Source organism: Mangrovibacillus cuniculi (genome assembly GCF_015482585.1).
Classification (GTDB): domain Bacteria; phylum Bacillota; class Bacilli; order Bacillales; family R1DC41; genus Mangrovibacillus; species Mangrovibacillus cuniculi.
Map to the genome: position 1 here is coordinate 933733 of NZ_CP049742.1, position 16388 is coordinate 950120.

At 38.2% G+C, this 16388-nt stretch carries 16 protein-coding genes; all 16 read left to right on the forward strand.

The features are described 5' to 3' along the window. Window positions 1-29 precede the first annotated feature (29 nt). Entirely contained in the window at window positions 30-3614 is a 3585-nt protein-coding gene (smc, locus tag G8O30_RS04745; protein ID WP_239673839.1) for a chromosome segregation protein SMC, read from the forward strand. Continuing rightward, window positions 3615-4610, forward strand: coding sequence for a signal recognition particle-docking protein FtsY (gene ftsY / locus G8O30_RS04750; protein WP_239673840.1), 996 nt, complete (start codon window positions 3615-3617; stop codon window positions 4608-4610). A gap of 401 nt (window positions 4611-5011) precedes the next feature. Continuing rightward, entirely contained in the window at window positions 5012-5344 is a 333-nt protein-coding gene (locus G8O30_RS04755; RefSeq protein WP_239673841.1) for a putative DNA-binding protein, read from the forward strand. Window positions 5345-5358: 14 nt separating this feature from the next. Continuing rightward, the gene (gene ffh / locus G8O30_RS04760) at window positions 5359-6711 is read left to right on the forward strand and encodes a signal recognition particle protein (RefSeq protein WP_239673842.1); all 1353 of its coding nucleotides are present in this window, start codon (window positions 5359-5361) and stop codon (window positions 6709-6711) included. 345 nt (window positions 6712-7056) lie between these two features. Continuing rightward, the gene (rpsP, locus tag G8O30_RS04765; protein ID WP_239673843.1) at window positions 7057-7329 is read left to right on the forward strand and encodes a 30S ribosomal protein S16; all 273 of its coding nucleotides are present in this window, start codon (window positions 7057-7059) and stop codon (window positions 7327-7329) included. Next, window positions 7329-7568, forward strand: a complete 240-nt coding sequence (locus G8O30_RS04770) for a KH domain-containing protein (protein WP_239673844.1) — start codon at window positions 7329-7331, stop codon at window positions 7566-7568. The genes rpsP and G8O30_RS04770 overlap by 1 nt, the downstream gene beginning before the upstream one ends. Before the next feature lie 339 nt (window positions 7569-7907). Next, the gene (locus G8O30_RS04775) at window positions 7908-8288 is read left to right on the forward strand and encodes a YlqD family protein (RefSeq protein WP_239673845.1); all 381 of its coding nucleotides are present in this window, start codon (window positions 7908-7910) and stop codon (window positions 8286-8288) included. Between the two features lie 4 nt (window positions 8289-8292). After that, complete coding sequence (rimM, locus tag G8O30_RS04780) at window positions 8293-8811, forward strand: ribosome maturation factor RimM (RefSeq protein ID WP_239673846.1); 519 nt, start codon at window positions 8293-8295, stop codon at window positions 8809-8811. Further along, complete coding sequence (trmD, locus tag G8O30_RS04785) at window positions 8811-9548, forward strand: tRNA (guanosine(37)-N1)-methyltransferase TrmD (RefSeq protein ID WP_239673847.1); 738 nt, start codon at window positions 8811-8813, stop codon at window positions 9546-9548. Before rimM ends, trmD begins: the two co-directional genes overlap by 1 nt. A 136-nt stretch (window positions 9549-9684) precedes the next feature. Then, a complete protein-coding gene (gene rplS / locus G8O30_RS04790; protein ID WP_239673848.1) occupies window positions 9685-10029 on the forward strand; it encodes a 50S ribosomal protein L19 in 345 nt (114 codons plus the stop codon). Window positions 10030-10152: 123 nt separating this feature from the next. Continuing rightward, window positions 10153-10704: a signal peptidase I gene (gene lepB / locus G8O30_RS04795; protein WP_239673849.1), complete on the forward strand. Its 552-nt coding sequence runs from the start codon at window positions 10153-10155 to the stop codon at window positions 10702-10704. A gap of 18 nt (window positions 10705-10722) precedes the next feature. Continuing rightward, the gene (gene ylqF, locus G8O30_RS04800) at window positions 10723-11595 is read left to right on the forward strand and encodes a ribosome biogenesis GTPase YlqF (protein ID WP_239673850.1); all 873 of its coding nucleotides are present in this window, start codon (window positions 10723-10725) and stop codon (window positions 11593-11595) included. A gap of 98 nt (window positions 11596-11693) precedes the next feature. Further along, window positions 11694-12470 (forward strand): ribonuclease HII, encoded by a 777-nt coding sequence (locus G8O30_RS04805; protein WP_239673851.1) that lies wholly within the window; start codon window positions 11694-11696, stop codon window positions 12468-12470. A gap of 17 nt (window positions 12471-12487) precedes the next feature. Continuing rightward, a complete protein-coding gene (locus tag G8O30_RS04810; RefSeq protein WP_239673852.1) occupies window positions 12488-14311 on the forward strand; it encodes a hypothetical protein in 1824 nt (607 codons plus the stop codon). After that, window positions 14308-14580, forward strand: a complete 273-nt coding sequence (locus tag G8O30_RS04815) for an EscU/YscU/HrcU family type III secretion system export apparatus switch protein (RefSeq protein WP_239673853.1) — start codon at window positions 14308-14310, stop codon at window positions 14578-14580. Before G8O30_RS04810 ends, G8O30_RS04815 begins: the two co-directional genes overlap by 4 nt. A 634-nt stretch (window positions 14581-15214) precedes the next feature. Continuing rightward, window positions 15215-16375 carry an ADP-forming succinate--CoA ligase subunit beta gene (gene sucC, locus G8O30_RS04820; RefSeq protein WP_239673854.1) on the forward strand — a complete coding sequence of 387 codons (1161 nt, stop codon included), beginning with the start codon at window positions 15215-15217 and terminating at the stop codon, window positions 16373-16375. Window positions 16376-16388 lie beyond the last annotated feature (13 nt).

The window sequence follows — 16388 nt, forward strand, 5'->3', positions numbered from 1 at the left end:
TTTTAGTTTAGAGAGTAGGAGGAAGGACTATGTTCCTCAAACGATTGGATGTAGTTGGTTTTAAATCATTTGCGGAAAGGACTTCTGTTGATTTTGTTCCTGGAGTTACTGCTGTGGTTGGGCCAAACGGAAGTGGAAAAAGTAATGTCATCGATTCCATTAGATGGGTGTTAGGAGAGCAATCTGCGAAATCGCTTCGCGGGGCAAAGATGGAGGATGTTATCTTTGCTGGTAGTGATTCTCGTAGGGCGCTTAATTTCGCTGAAGTTACATTAACACTTGATAATGAAGATCAGACATTACCAATTGAATACAATGAAGTAAGTGTAACGAGAAGAGTATTCCGTTCAGGAGACAGTGAATACCTTTTAAATCACCAACCTTGTCGATTGAAGGATATTGTAGATTTGTTTATGGATTCAGGCTTGGGAAGAGAATCGTTCTCTATTATTTCCCAAGGAAAAGTAGATCAAATCTTAAATAGTAAACCGGAAGAACGCAGAGCAATCTTTGAAGATGCTGCTGGCGTATTGAAATATAAAAACCGAAAAAAGAAAGCAGAACTGAAATTAGCAGAGACGCAAGATAACTTATTGAGGGTTCAAGACATTCTTTTTGAATTAGAAGGACAAATCGAACCATTACGAATGCAGTCGTCCATTGCTAAAGATTACTTAGCTCAAAAAGAAGAGTTAGAGCAATATGATGTTGCAGTCTTAGTACATGATATTAATGAGCTGCAAGATACTCATAAGCGAATAACAATGGACTTAAATGAGTGGAAGAAGCAAGAACTAGAGTTAGCAACTACTTTAGCCAAGTCTGAGGCTCACTTAGTAGAAAAAAGAGATCATGTAGCAGCACTTGATGACTCTATTGATGAGTTACAGGCTCTGTTACTTCAGACGTCTGAAGAGCTTGAAAAGTTAGACGGTCAAAAGCAAGTTTTAGCAGAAAGACAAAAGAACACAAGTCAAAATGAAACACAGATAAAAGAATCTCTCGAAGAATTGTCAACTAAAATTACCCAATCCAACTTAGAGCGTGAAAGTGCAGAAAAGTTGGTTAATGTAGCAGACGAGGAAATGAAGTCGCTAAAAGAACGTGTTTGGGTGTTAGAGAATAAACTTAAGACGTTGGAAAATGGTGTAGAAGATCAAATAGAGTCATTAAAAGCAGACTACATTGATTATTTAAACCAACAAGCTAGTGCCAAAAATGAATTAACCTATTTAACTAGGCAGCTTGAACAACTTCAAAGTCGATCTTCAAGAGTAGAATTAGATAACCAAAAAGATATTGATGCACGACAGGCGTTGCAGACTAGACAAAAAGAGGCGAGCGAACAAGTAGCTTTCTCAAAAGAAAAACTATCTGCGCATATTACAACGTACCGAGATCAACAACAGAAGTTGGAGTCGTTAGAACGTACCGTTGATAAAGAAGAAAAGCAGCTGTATGAAGCGTATGGATATGTGCAAAAAATTCGTTCTCGAAAAGAAGCATTATCGGAAATGGAAGAAGAATTCCAAGGGTTCTTCCATGGAGTTAGAGAAGTACTTAAGGCCCGAAAAGAAGTCTTAGCGGGTGTTGAAGGTGCTGTCGCAGAGTTAATTCAAGTAGATAAATCTATGGAATTAGCAATAGAGACAGCTCTTGGTAGTGCTACTCAACATATTGTCGTGCAAAATGAACAGCACGCAAGACAGGCTATTCAATTCTTAAAACAACGTAAACTAGGGAGAGCCACATTTTTACCTTTAACTGTAATGAAACCTAGGATGATTGGTGCTGGATTAGTACAAAATCTTTCTTCTCATGAGAGTTATGTCGGTATTGCTTCGTCCTTAGTCAAAACACAGGGTGAATATCAAGTCATTGTGGACAATCTTTTGGGATCTACTATTATTGCTCGTGATTTAAAAGGGGCAAATGAACTTGCGAAGATTATCGGACATCGATTCCGAATGGTAACACTTGAAGGTGATGTCGTAAACCCTGGTGGTTCTATGACTGGTGGAATGGTAAAACAAAACGCAACTTCTCTTTTAACGAGAAAGAATGAATTAGAAGAACTAACTGCCAAACTTATCGAGGTGGAAGAGAAGACAAAGGGATTAGAAGAATTATATAAACGACATAAAGAAGAATACCAGTTAGGAATGCAATCATTAAAAGAATTGCAAGCTAAAGGGGAAGAACTACGTATAAAAGAACAAAGTGCAGTGAATAACTTGCAACAAATAGAGTTAGAAGTAACGACTTTAAATAGACGTCTACAATCATTTGATATTGAAAAATCCGAATGGTTAGAAGAACAAAGCTCCATTAAAAGAAGGCAAGAAGAACTGCTTCAAAACATTAACCAAGTACAACAATCTATTCAAAAAGTTGATGAACAGATCGAGGTCCTTTCTGAAGAGAAAGCTACCATTGCAAACTCAAAAGAACAATGGACAAAGGACTTAATTTCACAAAAGGAACAATTAGCTATTAAGCAAGAACAATGGAAAAATGCCAAACAAACACTTGATCGTGTAACGAAAGAGTTGGACGAACAACAATCGTCCAAGCAGAAGTTAAGTCAACAATTAACGTGGTTACATGATAATCTTCATAACAACGGTTCATCGGAAAAAGAGATGGAAACAATGTATGAACGAAAAGCAGAAGAAAAAAAGGAAACGATTGTGTTAATTGCTGCACGACGCGAAACAAGAGCTTCCTTTACTAGAGAAGTAGAAGACATTGAACTACATGTGAAAGAGTTAAAACGCCAGCATAAAGGTTTAGCGGAAAGTGTTAAAGATGCAGAAATTCACTGTAATCGTTTAGAAGTAGAATTAGATAATCGACATGAGAAATTGTTGATGGAGTATGATAGTACCATGGACGAAATAGGTGAATTAGGCGAAATATCAATATCAATAGAAGATGCAAGAAAAAAAGTAAAACTTCTAAAACGATCAATCGAAGAATTAGGAATTGTAAATGTTGGTGCCATCGAAGAATATGAACGAGTGGCGGAGCGTTACGAATTTTTATCTACACAAAGAGCTGATTTAGAAGAAGCGAAACAAACGTTAACGGATGTTATGAATGAAATGGATGAAGAAATGACTCGCCGTTTCACAGAAACTTTCAAAGGCATACAATCTCATTTTGAACATGTTTTTCGTGCGCTTTTTGGTGGTGGTCGAGCAGAACTTAAATTGACCAATCCACAAAACATGTTGGAGACAGGTGTAGATATAATTGCCCAACCTCCTGGAAAAAAACTGCAAAATTTAAGTTTATTATCTGGGGGAGAAAGAGCGCTTACTGCCATTGCTTTGCTTTTTTCTATCCTAAAGATTCGTCCAGTACCTTTCTGTATTTTGGATGAAGTGGAAGCGGCTTTAGATGAAGCTAACGTCCAGAGGTTCAGCAAGTACTTACGTCAATTTAGTAAAGAGACACAATTCATTGTGATTACCCACCGTAAGGGAACGATGGAAGAGTGTGACGTCCTATATGGTATTACGATGCAAGAATCAGGCGTTTCAACATTGGTATCTGTTCGATTAGAAGAGTCCGAACGTTGGGTTGAGCCAGTCAAAGTTGGAGGGAAATAAATGAGCTTTTTTAAGAAGTTAAAAGAGAAATTTACAAGTAATTCTGATGCTGTTACAGATAAGTTTCGAGACGGTCTTTCGAAAACTCGAGAAGGTTTTTCTTCCCGAGTAAACGACTTGGTTGCTCGCTACAGAAAAGTGGACGAGGACTTCTTTGAAGAGTTAGAAGAGATACTTATTGGTGCAGATGTTGGCTTTAACACTGTCATGGAACTTATTGATGAGTTGAAAATGGAAGTAAAGAGAAGAAATATTAAAGATACTTCTGATATGCAGTCTGTTATTTCTGAAAAGCTAGTTGAAATTTACGAGAGTCAAGGTGAGGTCAATAGTGAAGTCAACATGCAAGAATCTGGAATGACCGTTATTCTTGTAGTTGGTGTCAATGGAGTGGGGAAAACTACCACTATTGGTAAACTCTCGAACCGTTTTAAGCAAGAAGGGAAATCCGTATTGTTAGCTGCAGGAGATACTTTCCGCGCTGGGGCAATTGATCAGCTTGAAGTATGGGGAGATCGTGTTGGTGTAGATGTTATAAAGCAAGCAGAGGGATCAGACCCTGCTGCTGTAATGTATGATGCTGTAAAAGCAGCTAAAGCTAGAAACGTGGACGTGTTAATATGTGATACGGCTGGACGCTTACAAAATAAAGTCAATTTAATGAAAGAACTAGAGAAGGTGAAGCGAGTAATTGAGCGCGAAATCCCTGGTGCTCCTCATGAAGTCCTATTAGTATTAGATGCAACTACTGGTCAAAACGCTTTGGTACAAGCTAAAACCTTTAAAGAGGCAACAGATGTATCAGGAATCGTCTTAACAAAGCTAGATGGTACGGCTAAAGGTGGAATCGTACTTGCTATTCGCAACGAGTTACAAGTACCTGTAAAGTTTGTAGGACTAGGGGAAAAGGTAGACGACTTGCAAAAGTTTGATGCAGAGAAGTATGTTTATGGCTTATTTGCAGAAGCGATTGAGCAAGAAGAAGTTTCGGAGTAATGTAGTGTAGTAGCTAAGACGGGGTTATTAAGAGGCTGGGACAAAATCAAAAAGGGTACATTTCGAAAAAACGAGTGTACCTTTTTTGTTTTTAAGTAACTATGACTGCAGAATTACTGCTTTTACAGAATAACTCTTTGGGATTGGAGCGGAAGGGGGCGACTCCTACGGGAAAGGTGGGTTACTGAGACCCCACAGGAGCGTTCTTCAGCGACGAGGAGGCTCAGCAACCCGCCCCGTGGAAAGCGTCCCCTGCAGCGGAAATCCCAGTGCAGTCACTTTCGGGTTTTGTCCCAGCCTCTTTTGTGATATTAACTAGGGGTGAACTGCTTGACAACAATATCTACGGAGTGTAAACTAGACCCATGTAAAGGTTTTTCACTTAACAAGGGGGCGAATACATGCTCGAGAAAACAACCCGGGTAAATTATCTATATGATTTCTACCATCCGTTGTTAACAGAAAAGCAGCGAAGTTATATGTCCCTTTACTACTTAGACGATCATTCTTTAGGAGAAATAGCCGAAGAATATGAAGTAAGTCGTCAAGCAGTTTATGATAATATACGACGGACAGAAGCTATGCTTGAAGAGTATGAAGAGAAGCTTGGCTTGTTTGAAAAATTTCAAAAGCGCACAAAAATTATGGAAACAATGAAACAGCTTGTAGATTCTTCTCCAACTGTCTCTAAAGAACTAGTTTCCTTAGTTGATGAGCTAGAGAAAGTAGATTAGGGGGCGACATATCAATGGCATTTGAAGGGTTAGCCGACCGTCTGCAACAAACGATGCAAAAGATCCGCGGAAAAGGTAAAGTTTCCGAAGCTGACGTCAAAGAGATGATGCGAGAAGTACGGCTTGCTCTGTTAGAAGCGGACGTTAACTTTAAAGTAGTAAAAGAGTTCGTAAAGAAAGTTAGTGAACGCTCAGTTGGACAAGAAGTTATGAAAAGTTTAACTCCTGGTCAACAAGTAGTAAAAGTCGTTAAAGAAGAACTTACAGAACTAATGGGTGGCGAACAAAGCCAAATTGCTACGGCAAAACGCCCTCCAACTGTTATTATGATGGTTGGATTACAAGGTGCTGGTAAAACGACAACGACTGGTAAACTAGCAAACCTTTTACGAAAAAAGTATAACCGTAAACCATTACTTGTTGCGGCTGATATCTATCGTCCTGCTGCTATTAAGCAGTTAGAAACGTTAGGGAAACAGCTGAATATGCCTGTATTTAGCTTAGGAGATCAGGTTAGTCCTGTAGAAATCGCTCGTCAAGCAATTGAAAAAGCAAAAGAAGAACATTTAGACTATGTTTTAATTGATACAGCTGGACGATTGCATATTGATGAAACGTTAATGGGTGAATTGGAAGAGATTAAAGAACTTTCTTCTCCAGAAGAAATCTTCTTAGTTGTCGATTCCATGACCGGTCAAGATGCAGTAAATGTGGCACAAAGCTTTAATGATACGCTTGGTATTACTGGAGTAGTCTTAACAAAGCTTGATGGAGACACTCGTGGTGGAGCTGCGCTATCTATTCGTTCCGTTACACAAAAACCTATTAAATTCGTTGGTATGGGTGAGAAGTTAGATGCACTTGAACCTTTCCATCCAGAGCGTATGGCGCAACGTATTTTAGGCATGGGGGATGTACTTTCACTTATTGAAAAGGCACAAGCCAATGTGGACGAAGAAAAAGCAAAAGAACTGGAAAAGAAATTCAGAGAAGCGAGCTTTACGCTGGATGATTTCTTAGATCAGTTAGGTCAAGTAAAGCAAATGGGTCCTCTTGATGAGTTAATTAAGATGTTACCAGGTGCCAATAAAATGAAAGGTATTGATAATCTAAAAGTGGATGAAAAACAACTTAGTCATATCGAAGCAATCATTCAATCGATGACGACAAAGGAAAAGGAAAATCCAGAGATTATTAATGCTGGAAGACGTAAACGTATTGCGAAAGGATCAGGTACTACTGTTCCAGAAGTAAACCGTTTATTAAAACAGTTTGAAGAAATGAAAAAAATGATGAAACAAATGTCTACCATGGGGCAAAAAGCAAAAAAACGTGGTGGATTTGGTGGGATGAAATTCCCGTTCTAACCTAAAAGAATGCCGTGGTGTCGGTGTAGTACTCATTTGCATCCTCTTGATGTACCTTTTAACTATTAATTTGTAGATATCTCTTGTGACTGCACTTTTGGACTATCCGGTAGATAGTTGTGTGGCAAATGCAAGGTTGTAAAGTGTATATCTGCAAAAAAGGTCCCACTAGAGAGTAAATATTTATATGTTTTTTCTCTAGTGGGAAATGAGTAAGTCACTTTTACACCACTAAACAATGGCTTAACAGAATTTTTTTCATCTGTTAAGAAAAAACACTTTACATTCTTTTTATAGGTTGCTATTATATTATCTTGTGTGAAACTATTCGGAGGTGCTTTAAAAATGGCAGTTAAAATTCGTTTAAAACGTATGGGAGCAAAAAAATCTCCTTTCTATCGTATTGTTGTAGCAGATTCTCGTTCACCACGTGATGGACGTTTCATTGAAACAGTTGGAACGTACAATCCAGTTGCTGAGCCAGCTATCGTTGAGATCAACGAAGAGCTAGCGCTTAAATGGTTACAAACAGGTGCGAAACCATCTGACACAGTACGTAACCTTTTCTCTAAGCAAGGTATCATGGAGAAATTCCACAACGTGAAAAACAGCAAGTAATGGCAAATTATCAAGACTTGCTCACGTCCATAGTTCAACCGCTAGTTGACTATCCAGATGATGTCCGTGTCACTGTTCAAGAGAGTGAACATCAACTTTTACTTGAACTTCATATTCACACTAAGGATATTGGGAAAGTTATTGGAAAACACGGTCGAGTGATTAAATCTATTCGAACGGTTGTCCAAGCGGCAGCTAGCGCCAAGAATGAAAAGATTTGGATCCAAGTCATTGAATAATTTCCAAGAGGTTGTCCATAAAGTCATCTTTACATGACTTCTTGGGCAACCTTTTTTGTTACGTGACTAGTAACAACTCATCGTTAGCCACGTGATGTGGCTTGCTCTTAGATGAGTCTCCTTATTATAAATTTTTAGCATTCTTTGACCTAACTAGTTACGTATTAGGCACCATGTTAAAAAAAGGTGCTTAAGAATTCGTACTAGAGGAGTGAATAAAGGTCCTTAAAACACTTGAGGAAGTCAAAGTGGTATCTAGAATAGATTTAAGCTCCCTATAGTTTGAGAATCGCTAAATGGTGTACAATAAAAGAAACGTCACATATTAGGTGAATGATTGTGAAGATAAAAAAACAAGTGATAGTTTATGAAATCGTAACGGCAGAAATGAAGAAAGAGAAAGAAACTGCTCTGAAAAAAATACAGTACCAATTGGAATTGGAAATTAGTCAAATGCAGTTTGAATTACGCAAATGGAGAAAAAAACACGGAGCAGAAAAATGGCCCTTACAACCACTGTTTAATGAAAAAACTACAGAGCATGGATCTGTCGTTTTTCAACTTCAACAATTAGAATTAGTTCCATTGGGGACTAAAATAAAGTCAGAAGAACTGGAAACATGGATAGAGGTTCAAGTCGGACAATCTATTGATCACCTACGGGAACCAGATAGCGTAATCGTAGAGAACGGAATTATTATTGATATTCAACAGAGGTGACAAAATGGAAAACTATTATAATGTTGGTAAGATTGTAAATACACATGGTACTAGAGGGGAAGTTCGTGTTTTATCACGCACTGATTTCCCAGAAGAGAGATATAAAAAAGGTAGTATTCTATATGTGCAAAAAGAAAATCAAAAAGATTTATTAGAAGTGAAGGTAGAATCGCACAGAACACATAAGCAATTTGACCTGTTGACACTTGAAAATGTCGCTTCTATGACGGAAGCAGAAGCTCTGAAGAATTCCATATTGAAAGTTCATGAGTCTTCTTTAGGAGAGTTAGCTGAAAATGAGTATTACTTCCATGAAATTATTGGATGTACAGTATCTACAGTAGATGGAGAAGAAATCGGAAATATTTCTGAAATACTTACTCCTGGAGCAAATGATGTTTGGGTGGTAAAACGTAAAGGTGGAAAAGAAGCATACATTCCATATATAGAACAAGTAGTTTTAAAAGTAAATGTGGAAGATAAAGTAGTGATTATTGATCCAATGGAAGGGTTATTAGATTAATGAAAATTGATGTATTGTCCTTGTTTCCTGAGATGTTCCAGGGTGTCTTTGGTTCATCGATTTTAAAAAAAGCCCAAGAAAATAATCATGCTTCCTATGAGGTGTACAATTTCCGTGAGTACTCCGACCATAAACATCAGTCAGTAGATGACTATCCTTACGGTGGCGGTGCTGGAATGGTATTAAAAGCACAACCAATATTTGATGCGGTTGAAACATTACGCGAATCAAACAAGGCGTCAAAGCCTCCTAGGGTTATTCTCATGTGTCCTCAAGGGGAAAGACTGACGCAAAAGAAATCAGAGGAACTTGCTACTGAGGAGCATCTAATTTTTATTTGTGGCCATTATGAGGGGTATGACGAACGTATTAGAGAACATTTAGTCACAGATGAAATCTCTATTGGTGATTATGTATTAACTGGTGGAGAGCTTGGAGCTATGGTGGTTATTGATAGTGTAGTTCGCTTATTACCTGGTGTACTTGGTAATCAAGAATCCCATATGAAAGATTCCTTTTCTACGGGGTTATTAGAACACCCACAATACACAAGACCTGCGGATTTTAGAGGATATAAAGTGCCAGAGGTCTTATTAAGTGGTAACCATGCCAAGATAGAAGAGTGGAGAGAGCAAGAAGCACTTAAGCGAACTCTCACAAGAAGATCGGACTTGCTAAAGAAATATCCTTTAACAGATAAACAAAAAAAGTGGATTCAACAATGGAAAAATACTTAAACTAGTAGTTGTTTTGCTATAGAATTCATGATATATTATTACTTGTGGCTTGGATGAATGTCCAAGTCTTATTACAATGTTCCGCTGCATGTAGTTCCTATTATGCAAGAGCATCTGTTGGAAGGAGTTGAAATCGATGCACAAGTTAATTGAAGAAATTACAAAAGACCAACTTCGTTCAGATCTACCTGCGTTCCGTCCTGGTGATACAGTGAAAGTTCACGTAAACATCGTTGAGGGAAACCGTGAGCGTATTCAGATTTTTGAAGGTGTTGTTATTAAACGTCGTGGTGGTGGAATCTCTGAAACTTTTACAGTTCGTAAGATCTCTTACGGCGTAGGAGTTGAGCGTACATTCCCTGTACACACACCTAAGATTGCGAAGCTTGAAGTAGTGCGTCGCGGTAAAGTTCGCCGTGCGAAACTTTACTACCTACGTCAATTACGTGGTAAAGCCGCTCGTATTAAAGAAATTCGATAATCAATTAGAAAAGGAGCTTGTTGTTCAAGCTCCTTTTCGTGTATTTATATGTTTTTACCTAAAGTGAATGTATACCCTTTTCCACTCAATAAAAACATGTAGCATTTTTAAGGAGGATCAACCTTGAAAAGAGCAGTGAAAGAACTATTCGGATGGCTAAAAGCCTTAGTTATAGCAGTAGTGGTAGCATTTGTTGTTCGTTATTACTTGTTCACTCCAATTTTAGTAGAAGGAACATCCATGGTACCTACTTTAGCAAATGGCGATCGTATGATTGTGAATAAGTGGAATGATGATACAAGTACCTTAAAACGATTTGATATCATCGTATTTCATTCCCCGGATGGTAGAGACTTTATTAAACGTGTTATTGGACTTCCAGGAGATACTATTACGTTCCGTGATGATGAATTATACATAAATGGGGAAAAGATAAACGAACCTTATTTAGATCAATATAAAAGAGATTTAGGGGAACAGCAACTTACAGAGGATTTCACCTTATTTGCACAAACTGGGTTAGAATCAGTTCCAGAGGATACGGTATTTGTTATGGGTGATAATAGAGGAAATAGTATTGATAGCCGCCATTTTGGACCCGTAGACGTTGAGGAAATTATCGGACAAACGAATATTATCTATTGGCCGATGGAAGATATAAAGATAGTAAAGTAATTAGTGAGGAGGGATATCATGACTATTCAATGGTTTCCCGGCCATATGGCCAAAGCAAGAAGAGAGGTTACAGAAAAACTTAAACTGGTAGATATTATTATTGAGTTAGTGGATGCGAGATTACCAATGTCATCACGTAACCCAATGATTGACCAAATAACTGGTGAAAAGCCTAGACTTGTTGTATTAAATAAAGCTGACTTAGCGGATAAACATGTGACAGAACAATGGATTGCGTATTTTAAAGATAGAGGCGTAGTGGCTATTTCTATCAATGCGCAAGCTGGACAAGGTATGCGTGAAATCGTTAAGGCTTGTCAAGTTATTTTAAAACCCAAATTTGATCGATTAATAGCAAAAGGAGTTAAGCCTCGTGCCATTAGAGCAATGATTCTTGGTATACCTAATGTAGGGAAATCCACTTTAATTAATCGACTTGCAAAAAAAAATATTGCGAAAACTGGTAATATGCCTGGTGTAACTAAAGCCCAGCAGTGGATAAAGGTTGGGAAAGAAATGGACTTGCTTGATACTCCGGGAATACTTTGGCCTAAATTTGAAGATCAAGAAATTGGCTTTAAATTAGCTCTTACAGGAGCTATAAAAGATAGCATTCTTAACCTTCATGAGATCTCGCAATATGCATTAGAAATTTTGCATGCTTATTACCCTGTTACAGTGGAAGAAAGATACGGTATTGAAGAATGGCCAGAAGAAGTCGTAGAGTTATTTAATCAAATCGGTGAAAAGCGTAAAATTTACCGAGAAGGTGGAGAAATTGACTACGACAAAACAGCAGAAATGATTGTCCGAGAAGTGAGATCTGGTACTTTTGGAACAATCTCGTTAGATAGACCTGATGAGTGGGAAGAAAAAGCTGATGACCAATAAGGTGTCAGCTTTTTCTTTTTTGAAGAATAGAAAAGATTTGAAATAGGAAGTGTCCCCTAATAATAAAAGAGAAATTACCGATATAAAAGGAGAAACAAATGAATCGACAGTCTATAGCTCAAATTAAAGAACTATTAACACAAGTTACATCTAAAGATAACCCTTTACTAAAAGAATTATCACTAGACGACCGAAAAGGGGTACAAAGTGCTCTTAAGTCGACTTTATCAAGACTTGAAAAACAGTCGAAGCTAGTCACTCAATTTGAAGAAATGAAGGTATTTGAAAACCTAGCAAGAGAAAAAGGTTATACGTATATTGCAGGTGTAGATGAAGTTGGACGTGGCCCGCTCGCTGGTCCTGTTGTAACTGCTGCTGTTATTCTCCCAAGTAATTTTAAAGCGTATGGTCTGACGGACTCGAAAAAATTGTCAAAGAGCCAACGCGAGCAATTCCATTGTCAAATTAAAAAAGAAGCCATTGCATACAGTGTGACGTTTACAGACGCTAAAGTAATTGATGAAGTGAATATATATGAGGCTACAAAACAATCAATGATTACTTCTATACAAAACTTAGCTGTAAAGCCTGATTATGTCTTGATTGATGCAATGCCTTTAGATATAGATTTACCAAATGAATCCTTCATAAAAGGAGATGCTAGGTCCATTTCTATAGCTGCTGCTTCTGTTCTTGCAAAAGTAGAGAGAGATATATATATGGAACAGCAGTCAAAGGTTTATCCTGGTTACCAATTCGAAAAAAATGCAGGATATGGCACCAAGAATCATCTTATTGCAATAGAAGAAAGAGGACTAACCCCTCTCCATCGACGTAGTTTTGAACCAATAAAATCCATGATTAAAAACAGCTAAGAAAGGAAATAAAGCCTATGCAGACACCTTCCCTACAACTAAATCAACTCAATGGTACACTCGGTCAATTTAACTCTTCACCTAAATTACAAACTGGAGATATTGTTCACGGGAAGGTAGTCAAATGGCACCCAAATCAAGTCGCAGAAGTCCAAATAGGGAATAAAAGATTGATGGCCAAGATGGATGTTCCTTTAGAAGTTGGCAAAGGTAATTGGTTTCAAGTAGAAGTGAAAGATAATTCGGTATTACTCAAAGTTTTACCAAGCGGAACAGAATCGCAAGGAAAAACTAATATAGATCAGCTTCTACAAGCGTTAAAACTTCCAATCGATAAAACAATGAAGCAACTTGTATCCTTGTGGTTGGGGCAGCAGCAATCGCTAAACAAAAAGGGTTTAGAACAAGCGTATCAATTCTTAAAAGAGAATGGTTCGGCTTCGGAGAGCTTCCAAACAATCAAGAATCTACTTCAAGCTAACAAACCTATTACATCTTTAACATTACAGGCATCTAATGCAATGATTAACACTTCATCAATGTCACAAACTCTAATAGAACTCGAAGCATCCCTTCATCAACTACCTTCAACAGACAAAAGAGTGGCACAACTTCTTTCGACGATACAAGGGATAAGAGACGCTACTAAGGGTGTTACAAAAGAAGCAGTACAACAATTTCAGACTAAGTTCGTTGAGGAAGTTCTAAATCCATCGTCCAAAACAGGACAACAACTTAGTGAATTACTCCAATCTACTTATCCTAAAAATTACTCATCTAATGAGAGTAATAAAAGCCTGGCATTAGCTCATTCTATCAATCAGGTGATTTTTGGAAAAGAATCATCCGATATTATACAAAAAATTGCGCAACAAAAAGGGAACTTAACCGGCGAGCAAAAAGAATTCCTTACTCAAATCGTTCGAACACTGCCAAATGGGGAAGGGAAAGCAATGTTTCTAGAGCAAGTAGCTAAAAACAGTTTAACTGGTGAAAATGCCGTTCGTATGATTTCAAATTTAACCGTTGAAACACTCTCATCTAGCTCCATCGGCAGAGAGCAACTTACTTCTATCCTAACTTCAACATATAAAACAGAACAACCATTGACGCAGTTTTTTACTAAATTATTGTTACATCAACAAAACCATCAACAGTTACCTATAGATGTGCAAGAATGGATACAAACAACTACAGAACAAATCATGGCGAAAGTAGACAAAGGCAGCACCACCCCTCTTTTGAGTATTATCTCTAAAATGTTAGGGACAGATTTAGAAAATCAATTAAGAAATCAAACAGTGGTAACTAGTCTAATAGATGAACAATTAAAACCAAATTTACTGAAGATACTTTCAGATCCTTCATTCGCTAGCTCCAAAGAACAAATAGAATCAATTATAGCAAAGATTCAAGGTGGCCCTTTGTTTTCGGGAGATAATGGACCTCAGCATCATGTTACGATGAACCTACCCCTTTTACTTCAAGAAAAGCCATTAGATTTAACATTAAAGTGGGAAGGAAAAAGACTAGATGATGGGAGCATAGATCCAGATTATTGTAGAATATTATTCTACTTAGATCTTCCTAATTTACACTCCACCATAATTGATATGAACGTCCAACAAAGGATTGTAAATCTTACTATTTATACGGATAAAGCAGAGGAAGCAGAGGTAAGAGCGTCTGCGTTAATGGAGAAAATAGAAGGAGGATTGGCTTCTATTTCCTATACATTATCTTCATTAAAATGGAAATTACCGTCAGAAGAAACGGTGGAACAGAGAACCAATCGATTGTGGAGCTCTTCTTCCTATGAAGGAGTGGATATTAGAGTATGAAGGAACAAAGACAAGAAGCGGTAGCGTTAAGATACAATGAGGGGAAAGATGATGCTCCGAAGGTCATTGCAAAGGGAAAAGGGTTGATAGCCGAGGAAATATTGGCGAAAGCAAAAGAGTTTGATATCCCAGTGCAAGAGGACCCAGCGATGCTTTCTATCTTAGGTACCTTAGAGATAAACGAATCTATACCAGAAGAACTATTTGAAGCAGTAGCGGAGGTGTTTGCATTCGTTTATCAGGTGGATAAGACGTATAAAAAAAACTGAAATTTAATAGTAACTAATTCTATTAAATTAGTAAGTGATGCTTCTACAAAACTAAAGAAGGTACATTCCCAAAAATAGAATGTACCTTCTTTACGCTGTATTTAAGTTAAAATAATGGAGAATTATTGCTTTTACTTTATTAATTTTTGGGATTGAAGCGGAAGGGGGCGACTCCTACGGGAAAGGTGGGTTACTGAGACCCCGCAGGAGCGTTCTTCAGCGACGAGGAGTGATGTCTAGCTCCAGATGCGCAGAAGACAGTACCTCACGTACAAGCCCTCGGTCCCTCCAAGTTTGCTACCGAATCTAAACGCGCGCCTTACGCTTTTGTTACGTGAACAGTAACAACTCAGTGTTGACGACGTGATGTCGTCCGTCTTTAACTGAGTATCCTTATCATACTGACGCCGCCCCGTGAAAAGCGTCCTGCTGCAGCGGAAATCTCCGTGCAGTCACTTTTGGGTTTTGTCCAAGCGTTATATATTGTAAATATTCATTGCGTAATCTTCACATACCAATTTTCCAGAATAGTAAAACGAGTGAAATATTTCACAGGTTGCGGTAGACATCCGCTCGACATTCTTATACAATGAAAGCGCAGTCTATTTTTCATAGTTTGATAGGAGGATGGGAAATGAATATCCATGAGTATCAAGGAAAAGAAATCCTCAAGGCTTTCGGGGTAGCAGTACCAAACGGAAAAGTTGCGTTCACAGTAGAAGAAGCGGTGGAAGCAGCGAAAGAATTAGGTACTTCTGTAAGCGTTGTCAAAGCGCAAATCCACGCAGGTGGACGTGGTAAAGCTGGTGGGGTTAAAGTTGCTAAAAATCTAGATGAAGTACGTACATATGCGAGTGAAATTTTGGGGAAAACACTTGTAACTCATCAAACAGGTCCAGAGGGGAAAGAAGTTAAGCGCCTGTTAATTGAAGAGGGCTGTGACATTAAGAAAGAATACTATATTGGTTTAGTATTAGACCGTGCAACTTCTCGTATTACGCTGATGGCGTCTGAAGAAGGTGGAACGGAAATCGAAGAAGTTGCAGAAGCAACTCCTGAGAAAATCTTTAAAGAAGTAATTGATCCAGTTGTAGGATTAACTGGATACCAAGCTCGTCGTGTAGCTTTTAACATTAACATTCCAAAAGAATTAGTAAATAAAGCAGTGAAATTCATGATGGGGCTATATAATGCATTTGTCGAAAAAGATTGTTCGATTGCTGAGATTAATCCACTTGTTATCACAGGGGATGGTCAAGTAATGGCATTAGATGCGAAGTTAAACTTTGACTCCAATGCTCTATACAGACAAAAAGACATCGTTGCTTATCGCGACCTAGAAGAAGAAGATGCTAAAGAAATCGAAGCTTCTAAATATGATCTAAGCTACATCTCATTAGATGGAAATATTGGTTGTATGGTAAACGGTGCAGGTCTTGCGATGGCAACAATGGATATCGTAAAGCATTACGGCGGAGAACCGGCTAACTTCCTGGACGTTGGGGGCGGTGCAACTGCTGAGAAAGTTACAGAAGCATTCAAAATCATTCTATCTGACCCAAGTGTTAAAGGTATCTTTGTAAACATTTTCGGCGGAATAATGAAGTGTGACATTATCGCTACAGGTGTTGTAGAAGCTGCTAAGCAATTAGGGTTAACTGTGCCACTAGTTGTTCGCCTAGAAGGTACTAACGTTGACCTAGGAAAAGAAATTCTTAACAAGTCAGGATTAAACATCATTGCTGCAGAGTCTATGGCAGACGGTGCACAAAAAATTGTTGAGCTTGTAGGCTAACGAAAGGCAGGGG

What these genes read in the sequence shown, in the direction of transcription:
- sucC (WP_239673854.1), top strand. Translation starts at nt 15,215, where the DNA reads ATGAATATCCATGAGTATCAAGGAAAAGAAATCCTCAAGGCTTTCGGG.
- trmD (WP_239673847.1), top strand. Translation starts at nt 8,811, where the DNA reads ATGAAAATTGATGTATTGTCCTTGTTTCCTGAGATGTTCCAGGGTGTC.
- G8O30_RS04770 (WP_239673844.1), top strand. Translation starts at nt 7,329, where the DNA reads ATGGCAAATTATCAAGACTTGCTCACGTCCATAGTTCAACCGCTAGTT.
- smc (WP_239673839.1), top strand. Translation starts at nt 30, where the DNA reads ATGTTCCTCAAACGATTGGATGTAGTTGGTTTTAAATCATTTGCGGAA.
- G8O30_RS04815 (WP_239673853.1), top strand. Translation starts at nt 14,308, where the DNA reads ATGAAGGAACAAAGACAAGAAGCGGTAGCGTTAAGATACAATGAGGGG.
- rplS (WP_239673848.1), top strand. Translation starts at nt 9,685, where the DNA reads ATGCACAAGTTAATTGAAGAAATTACAAAAGACCAACTTCGTTCAGAT.
- G8O30_RS04755 (WP_239673841.1), top strand. Translation starts at nt 5,012, where the DNA reads ATGCTCGAGAAAACAACCCGGGTAAATTATCTATATGATTTCTACCAT.
- ylqF (WP_239673850.1), top strand. Translation starts at nt 10,723, where the DNA reads ATGACTATTCAATGGTTTCCCGGCCATATGGCCAAAGCAAGAAGAGAG.
- ffh (WP_239673842.1), top strand. Translation starts at nt 5,359, where the DNA reads ATGGCATTTGAAGGGTTAGCCGACCGTCTGCAACAAACGATGCAAAAG.
- rimM (WP_239673846.1), top strand. Translation starts at nt 8,293, where the DNA reads ATGGAAAACTATTATAATGTTGGTAAGATTGTAAATACACATGGTACT.
- rpsP (WP_239673843.1), top strand. Translation starts at nt 7,057, where the DNA reads ATGGCAGTTAAAATTCGTTTAAAACGTATGGGAGCAAAAAAATCTCCT.
- G8O30_RS04805 (WP_239673851.1), top strand. Translation starts at nt 11,694, where the DNA reads ATGAATCGACAGTCTATAGCTCAAATTAAAGAACTATTAACACAAGTT.
- G8O30_RS04810 (WP_239673852.1), top strand. Translation starts at nt 12,488, where the DNA reads ATGCAGACACCTTCCCTACAACTAAATCAACTCAATGGTACACTCGGT.
- ftsY (WP_239673840.1), top strand. Translation starts at nt 3,615, where the DNA reads ATGAGCTTTTTTAAGAAGTTAAAAGAGAAATTTACAAGTAATTCTGAT.